General features: G+C 72.4%; 7 protein-coding genes. 1 reads left to right on the forward strand and 6 read right to left on the reverse strand.

Annotation, left to right across the window (positions count from 1 at the left end):
- Positions 1-88 precede the first annotated feature (88 nt).
- From ABZ117_RS24405 to ABZ117_RS24430, 6 genes are all read right to left on the reverse strand, one after another.
- Positions 89-370: an HU family DNA-binding protein gene (locus ABZ117_RS24405; RefSeq protein WP_023550134.1), complete on the reverse strand. Its 282-nt coding sequence runs from the start codon at positions 368-370 to the stop codon at positions 89-91.
- 293 nt (positions 371-663) lie between these two features.
- Entirely contained in the window at positions 664-2079 is a 1416-nt protein-coding gene (locus ABZ117_RS24410; protein ID WP_356823897.1) for an NAD-dependent malic enzyme, read from the reverse strand.
- A gap of 375 nt (positions 2080-2454) precedes the next feature.
- Positions 2455-4836: a UvrD-helicase domain-containing protein gene (locus tag ABZ117_RS24415; RefSeq protein WP_356823898.1), complete on the reverse strand. Its 2382-nt coding sequence runs from the start codon at positions 4834-4836 to the stop codon at positions 2455-2457.
- Positions 4837-4975: 139 nt separating this feature from the next.
- Positions 4976-5743, reverse strand: a complete 768-nt coding sequence (locus ABZ117_RS24420) for a zf-HC2 domain-containing protein (protein WP_356823899.1) — start codon at positions 5741-5743, stop codon at positions 4976-4978.
- Between the two features lie 62 nt (positions 5744-5805).
- The gene (locus tag ABZ117_RS24425; protein WP_030167252.1) at positions 5806-6390 is read right to left on the reverse strand and encodes a sigma-70 family RNA polymerase sigma factor; all 585 of its coding nucleotides are present in this window, start codon (positions 6388-6390) and stop codon (positions 5806-5808) included.
- A 248-nt stretch (positions 6391-6638) separates the two neighbouring features.
- The gene (locus ABZ117_RS24430; protein ID WP_356823900.1) at positions 6639-7232 is read right to left on the reverse strand and encodes an ABATE domain-containing protein; all 594 of its coding nucleotides are present in this window, start codon (positions 7230-7232) and stop codon (positions 6639-6641) included.
- A 191-nt stretch (positions 7233-7423) separates the two neighbouring features.
- Between ABZ117_RS24430 and ABZ117_RS24435 the strand changes: the two genes are divergently transcribed.
- The coding region (locus tag ABZ117_RS24435) for a putative immunity protein (protein WP_356823901.1) at positions 7424-8162 on the forward strand (739 nt) is incomplete at its 3' end.

The following is an 8162-nucleotide window of genomic DNA, read 5'->3' on the forward strand; positions in this document are numbered from 1 at the left end:
GCGCGGGGAACTGCGCGACCAGCCACATCGGACCCGCAGTCGCCCACGACACTCACGTGGGACGGCGCTCAGAGCGGAGCGCTTACGCTTACTTGCCCTTGGCGGCTTCCTTGAGCTTGCTGCCCGCGGTCACCTTCACGCTGTAGCCGGCCGGGATGTTGATGGGCTCGCCGGTCTGCGGGTTCCGCGCGGTGCGAGCGGCACGGTGGGTGCGCTCGAAGGTCAGGAAGCCGGGGATGGTGACCTTCTCGTCGCCCTTGGCGACGATCTCGCCGACAGTCTCGGCGAACGCGGCCAGCACGGCGTCGGCGTCCTTGCGGGTCACCTCGGCGCGGTCGGCCAGCGCGGCCACCAGCTCACTGCGGTTCATGTTGTTACTCCCGTGTATTTCTTGCCGTTGGGGTGTGCCACGCGGCGCCGTCGCCCGAGGCACTGCGATGCCGATGCGCTCGCGCCCAGGGACGCATCCTGCCCCTACCTGCGGCGGGAAAGCCAATCCGGCACCCGTAGGAGTCGTGAGAACACCCTGGGGAGTCACACGAAAAGCGCCTGCTCGGCCGTCACCCTAGAGTGCGCCCGGCATCGGTCGGTTCCACGACGCGCCGGTACGGGGGGCTGCCGTGGTGATGCTCACAGCCCCGCGCACCGAGCCGCACGCCGGGTCTAGGCCGTCGCGCCGGCCGCCTTGGCGGCCTCGCGGACCGCGCCGGCGACGGCGCCCGCGACCTTGTCGTTGAAGACGCTCGGGACGATGTAGTTCGGGTTCAGCTCGTCCTCGCTGACGACGTCGGCCAGCGCCTTCGCGGCGGCCAGCATCATCTCGGTGTTCACCGTGCGGGACTGCGCGTCCAGCAGGCCGCGGAAGACGCCCGGGAAGACCAGCACGTTGTTGATCTGGTTGGGGAAGTCGGAGCGGCCGGTGGCCACGACGGCGGCCGTCTGGCGGGCGATCGCGGGATCCACCTCGGGGTCCGGGTTCGCGAGCGCGAACACGATGGCGCCGTCGGCCATGGCGGCCACGTCGTCGCCGTCCAGGACGTTCGGCGCGGAGACGCCGATGAAGACGTCGGCGCCGCGCACGGCCTCCTTCAGGGTGCCGGTGAGGCCCTCGGGGTTGGTGTTGTCGGCGATCCAGCGCAGCGGCGAGTCCGCGGGGGCGTCCACCAGGTCCTCGCGGCCCGCGTGGACGACACCGTGGATGTCGGCGACGACGGCGTTCTTCAGGCCGGCGGCGATCAGCAGCTTGAGGATCGCCGTACCGGCGGCGCCGGCGCCGGACATGACCACCCGGATGTTCTCGATGGCCTTGTCCGTGACGCGCAGGGCGTTGGTCAGGGCGGCGAGGACGACGATGGCGGTGCCGTGCTGGTCGTCGTGGAAGACGGGGATGTCCAGGGCCTCGCGCAGCCGGGCCTCGATCTCGAAGCAGCGGGGGGCGGAGATGTCCTCGAGGTTGATGCCGGCGAAGCCGGGGGCGATCGCCTTGACGATCTCCACGATCGCGTCCGAGTCCTGGGTGTCCAGGCAGATCGGCCAGGCGTCGATGCCGGCGAAGCGCTTGAAGAGGGCCGCCTTGCCCTCCATGACGGGCAGCGCGGCCATGGGGCCGATGTTGCCGAGGCCGAGCACGGCGGAGCCGTCCGTCACGACCGCAACGGAGTTGCGCTTGATGGTGAGGCGGCGGGCGTCCTCGGGGTTCTCGGCGATGGCCATGCAGACGCGGGCTACACCCGGCGTGTAGATCATGGACAGGTCGTCACGGTTGCGGATGGGGTGCTTCGACGCCATCTCGATCTTGCCGCCGAGGTGCATGAGGAACGTACGGTCCGAGACCTTGCCCAGCGTGACGCCCTCGATGCCGCGCAGCTTCCCGACGATCTCCTCCGCGTGGGCCGTGGAGGTGGCCGCGATGGTGACGTCGATACGGAGCTTCTCGTGCCCGGACGCGGTGACGTCGAGGCCGGTCACCGAGCCTCCGGAGGACTCCACGACGTTGGTGAGCTGCGAGACGGCGGTTCCGCTCGCGGGCACCTCCAGCCGGATCGTCATCGAGTAGGAGACGCTGGGCGCCGTTGCCATGGCCGACTTCCTCTGCTTTCACCGTGTCGCTGGTCGTGCCGTCCGATCGTCGCACCTACCGGCCAGTACGTGGTAGTCGCCCTGGATTGCGGACGTTGTGTTCACGGGACCGATCGACGGCTGCTCGTTTTCGGAAAACAGATTCCACCATACGAGAGTTGATCGGACAAAGAAAGAGGCCCACGTCACTCCCGTGACGTGGGCCTCCCACGTTCATGACACCGACCCGCCATGCTCGCCTCGCGGCAAGTGGTCGCTCGCAGCGACTAAGGTTGGGCCCGGGGGCTTGGATCGGGCCGGTGCCACGTCAAGGCTAACAAACAGTTGCCCGGGACCATTCCTGCTGCGCCGAGTTCACCGGAAAACCTCTCTCCCTCAGTCCCTGAGGAGGTCAGGGACCCCCGCCCCGTCCGGCTCGTCCCGCTCCCCCGACACCACCGTCAGCTGCTGGGTGGCCCGGGTCAGCGCCACGTACAGCACGCGCAGTCCCGCCGGCGACTCGTCGGCGATCTCCGCGGGCGAGACGACCACCGTCGCGTCGTACTCCAGGCCCTTGGCCTCCAGGCTGCCCAGCGCCACCACCCGGTCGCCGAGCCCGGCCAGCCAGCGCCGGGCCTCCTCGCGCCGGTTCATCGCGACGACCACGCCGACCGTGCCGTCCACCAGTGCGAGCAGCCGCTCGGCCTCGGCCCGCACGGTCCGCTCCAGAGTGTCGCGTACGACGGCGAAGCGGGGCTCGACGCCGGTGGACCGCACGGCGGTCGGCGCCTCGGAACCCGGCATGGCCAGGGCCAGCACCCTGGCCGCCAGCTCGGCGATCTCCGCCGGGTTGCGGTAGTTCACGGTGAGCTGGAAACGGCGCCGGGGCCGGGTGCCCAGGGCCTCGTCACGGGCCTCGGCCGCCTCGTCCGGGTCGGACCAGGACGACTGCGCCGGATCCCCGACCACCGTCCAGGTCGCGTGCCGGCCGCGGCGGCCGACCATGCGCCACTGCATCGGCGTGAGGTCCTGCGCCTCGTCCACGATGACGTGCGCGTACTCGGTGCGCTCCTGCGCCAGGCGCTCGGCCCGCTCCCACTGCGACTCCGCACGCGCCGGCATCAGCTCCTCCAGGCCGGTGAGCTGGTCCAGCGGGTCCAGCTCGCGCTTCCTGCGCGGCCGGGCCGGCGCGCCGAGGATCGCCTGGAGCTCGTCGAGCAGGGCGACGTCGTGCACCGAGTGGCCGTCGCGCCGCAGAGCGCGGGCGACCTTGCGGACCTCGCCGGGGTTGAGGATCCGCCGGGCCCAGCGGCCGAGCCGCTTCTCGTCGGCCATGGCGGCGAGCACGGCCTTCGGGGTCAGCTCGGGCCACCAGGCGTCGAGGAAGCCCAGGAAGCTGTCCTCCGTGCTGACGTCCTCGTCGAAGGAGGAGCGAAGTTCGGCGGCCAGTTCCGGGTCGGCGTGGCGGCCGGCGGCGCCGGATCTCGCCCACAGCGCGTCCAGGAGCAGTCTGCGGGCGCGCGGGCGGAGCAGGTTGACGGGCGCGGTGCCGCCGAGGACGGTACGGCGGATGCGGTCCAGCTCGCCGGCCTCCAGCTCGATCCGGCGCCCGAAGGCGACCACCCGCAGACGGGTGGGCGGACCGCCGGCCGGCCGCGCCCCGGCACTCCGGGTGTCGTCGGCGTCGTCGTCCAGGGCGAGCTGCCCCGCCGGGGCGCCGGCCCCCAGCTCCAGGGCGCCCCGGGCCGCCTTCCGCAGCACCTTCAGCATCCGGTACGAGCCCTTGGCGCGGGCCACGGCCGGGGAGTCGTACAGCGTGGCCTCCGCGCCGTCGACCAGCGAACCGATCGCGCGGACGGCGACCTGGCCCTCCTCGCCGAGCGAGGGCAGCACGCCCTCGGTGTAGGCGACGAGCAGCGGGGTCGGCGAGACGATCAGGATGCCGCCCGCGTACCGGCGCCGGTCCTGGTAGAGCAGGTAGGCGGCGCGGTGCAGGGCGACGGCGGTCTTCCCGGTGCCCGGCCCGCCCTCGACGTAGGTGACGGAGGCGGCGGGGGCGCGGATGACGAGGTCCTGCTCGGCCTGGATGGAGGAGACGATGTCCCGCATGGTGTGGCCGCGGGCCTGGCCGAGGGCGGCCATGAGGGCGCCGTCCCCGATGACGGGCAGCTCGTCACCGCCCAGGTAGGCCGTCAGCTCCGGGCGCATGAGGTCGTCCTCGACCCCCAGCACCCGGCGCCCCCTGGACCGGATGACCCGGCGCCGCACGACCCGTCCCGGCTCCACGGGGGTGGCCCGGTAGAAGGGCGCGGCGGCGGGCGCGCGCCAGTCGATGACCAGCGGGGAGTAGTCCGCGTCCAGCACGCCGATGCGCCCGATGTGCAGGGTCTCGGCGATGTCGGCGGTGTTGTCCTCGCGCACCGCGCCCTCGGCGGGCTCCACCGCGGTGTACGCGCCGTCGGGCCCCTTCTTCCCGTCCCTGCCGGGCAGCAGGTCGACGCGGCCAAAGAGGAAGTCCTCGAACTCGTTGTTGAGCCGGTTCAGATGGACACCGGCCCGGAAGACCTGCGCGTCGCGCTCGGCGAGCGCGCCGGGCGTGCCGACCTGGCCGCGCTGGGCCGCGTCGTGCATCAGGAACTCGGCCTCGTGGATCTTCTCCTCGAGCCGCCGGTACACCCGGTCCAGGTGTTCCTGTTCGACGCTGATCTCCCGGTCGCGGACGGAATCGCGTGCGTCCTGTACCGAGCCGACCGCGGACTGCTGAACCTGAGCGGCCACCGGGCCCCCTTCTGACGTGCTGGGCAGCCGTCAACCGTACGCGAAGGGAGCGGGCGCAGGCTACGGCACGTCGGTCCGGCGCCCCCGGATCACCCGGGAACGCCGGAAAGAAAGGGCTCACCGAGCCCGCCGCACACGCCTACGCGTCGACCTGCACGAGCTTCTTGCCCTCGAAGGTCACGATCTCGAAGTGGTCGATCTCGTTCGGATGGAAGGCCGCGGCCCCGCCGATGTAGAGCGGCTTCTTGGACTCCTCGGTCTTCGCGCCCGGGATGCCGTACCCCCAGTTCGGGACGGACCACGACGACATGGTCACGCGCTGCCCGTTCTTGGCGACGAGCACCAGGGAGCACTTCAGCGGGCCCTTGACGTTCTTCAGCTCCAGGACCGCCTGGGTGCCCCAGTCCTTGCGGGCCATGCCGACGGTCGCGCTGACCGAGGTCGACGGGTCCGTGGCCGACTTCTTGTCGGACATGGTCTCGAAGGTCGCCTGGGCGGGCGTCGCGGTGACCTGCCGGCCACTGTCCGAGCCGCCGTTCACCGCCACGGCGGCCAGCGGTCCGGCGATGATCAGCGCGGCGGCCGCCGCGACCATGTAGAAGCTGCGCCGGCGCTTCTGGGCGCGCCGCTCGGCGACCTCGTCCACCAGCTTCTCCGCCAGCCGCGGGCTGGGCCGGGCGGACAGCGACTCACCGATCGCGGGCGTGCTGCCGGAGCCGGGCAGGTCCGCGAGCGCGGCCAGCATCGGTTCCATCCCGGCCAGCTCGTCGAGCTGTTGGGCGCACCACTCGCAGCCGGCGAGATGCGCCTCGAAAGCGGTTGCCTCGGCGTCGTCGAGAATCCCGAGGGCGTAGGCGCCGACGGTCTCGTGCTCGCTCGGCACCGAAGATCCCTGCCTGGGGTTCATGGGGCCAGACATACCCGGACCACCCGGTCCGAATCCTGGCATTCCCCCGTAGCCGTTGCTCATCACGCCGTCACCCCCCGCTCCTCCAGTGCCAGCTTCATCGACCGCAGGGCGTAGAACACCCGGGAGCGGACCGTGCCGCTCGGAATGCCCAGTGTCTCGGCCGCCTCGTTGACCGTACGCCCCTTGAAGTACGTCTCGACGAGGACCTCCCGGTGGGCCGGGGTCAGGTCGTCGAGCGCGTCCGACAACGTCATCAGCCACAGCGCCTTGTCGATCTCGTCCTCCGCGGGGATGACCTCCAGCGGCGACGGATCGACCTCCTGCGGCCGGGCCTGCCGGCTGCGATGGCCGTCGATGACGATGCGGCGCGCGACCGTCACCAGCCAGGGGCGTACCGAACCGGTCGCCCGATTGAGCTGACCGGCGTTCTTCCAGGCACGGATGAGCGTCTCCTGCACGACGTCCTCGGCACGCTGCCGATCGCCGGCGACCAGTCGCAGGACATACGCGAGGAGAGGTCCGGCGTGCTCCCGGTACAGGGCACGCATCAGCTCCTCGTCAGGTTCCGAGGGCTGTGAGGACATGCGATGTCGGGCCCTCGATCCACGTTCATTGGCCACGGCCGCATCCTTGCGCACGCCCACCTCCGGTGTCCGGGGGTTCCCCCAGTCGGTCGCTCGCCCACCCGTACGGACAGGGGCGGCCCGGTGTTCAAACCGGAGTGACAGATTTCTCCGTAGTGACGTGACGAGCGGGACATGGGTGCACATTCCCACCGGCCGATCTTTACATTTACGGCACATCGCCGAAGCGGCCCGGCGCTGCCCGTGTATGCGGCAACTAAAACCTGGTGTTGCGCAAATCACTTCAGATCCGGGGCGGGTCCGAGCCCTCAGGTCCGCGCCGGCGCCGTCCGCCGCCGGTGCCGGGCCACCCGCTCCCGGTTCCCGCACACCTCGCTGGAGCACCAGCGGCGGCGGCGCCCGCGGGAGGTGTCGAGGTACACGAGGGGGCAGTCGTCCCCCTCGCACTCGCGTACGGCGGCTCTCGCCGCGGGGTCGGTGAGCAGCTCGACGGCGTCCCGGGCCACGACGGCGAGCAGCGCGGCACAGCCGGGCGGCGCCGCCAGCTCCCGTACGAGGCCGCCGTCCGTCCCCTGTACGGCGACGACGACCGGGACCGCGGCCCCGGCGGCCTCGTTCACCCGCCGCAGCGCACGCCCGTACGACGCCGTGCCCCCGGCCTGCGGCTCCCGCACCAACGTCCCTATGCTCCCGCGCAGTTCCCGGAACCCGGCCGGCCAGGAGGCGTCGGCGTGGTCCAGCGCCGTACCGGCGGGCACGATCCCCACGCCGGTGATCCACGCGCACAACGGGCCCGTCCCGTCCAGCCGTTCGACCGGATGCGTGGTGGCGAGGAGGTCCAGACACACCCGCCCGGCGTCGAACCGCAGCCCGTACGGGGGCGTGGCGCCACCGAGTGCCATGTGCCAGTCACCGCCTAGGCAGGAACCACGCGGAGCCATGCGCGAGCATGCTGGGGGACCGTTCCGTCCCCTCCTCACACAGTGCCCTCCCGCGGGGGGCACCGGAACCCCCCGCGCCCGGTCCGCGTCGCCGCCGGCGCCCCGGGATCCCGCCCTGGCGCCGGCCGGGCGGCTCGCGGCAGGATCGGGCCATGCCCACGGAACCGAACGGACCGGCCACGATCGAGCTGAGCGCACACGAGCTGCGGGAGATCGCGGGCTACGCCGCGGAATGCGCGCTCGGCGTCCTGGCGCTCTTCGAGGAGAGCGTCCCCGGCGACCCGCGTCCCCGCGAGGCCATCGACGCGGCCCGCGCCTTCGCGGCGGGCGGCCGGCGCACGGCGGCGCTGCGGCAGAGCGCGTGGGCGGCGTACCGGGCGGCGCGGGAGGCCGCGTCGCCCGCGGCGGCCGAGGCGGCACGGGCGGCGAGCCACGCGGCCGGCGCCGCCTTCCTGCACCCCAGGGCAAGCGCTCACCAGGTCCGGCACGTACTGGGCGCGGCGGCGCACGCCGTCCTAGCGGAAGAACTGGCAGCCACGCAGGCGGCGAACGCCGGCGCCGGCGCCGTCGCCGGGGAGCCGACAGCCACCACCGACCGGAACGCCCGCGCCGGCGCCGGCGCCACAGAAGTGGCACCCGCGAACGCCCCTGACGCGTGCGCCGTTGCCGGGGAAGCGGGGGCCACGGGCAGCCCGGACGCACGTGCCCACGCCGCAGAGGTAGCAGCCGCGGACGTCCCGGACGCACGCGGCATTGCCGGGGAACCGGTGGCCACGGACAGTCCGTACGCACTTCCCCACGCCGCAGAGGTAGCAGCCGCGGACGTCCCGGACGCACGCGGCATTGCCGGGGAACCGGTGGCCACGGACAGTCCGTACGCACTTCCCCACG

Origin of the sequence: Streptomyces sp. NPDC006309 (genome assembly GCF_040613095.1) — a bacterium.
Taxonomy (GTDB): domain Bacteria; phylum Actinomycetota; class Actinomycetes; order Streptomycetales; family Streptomycetaceae; genus Streptomyces.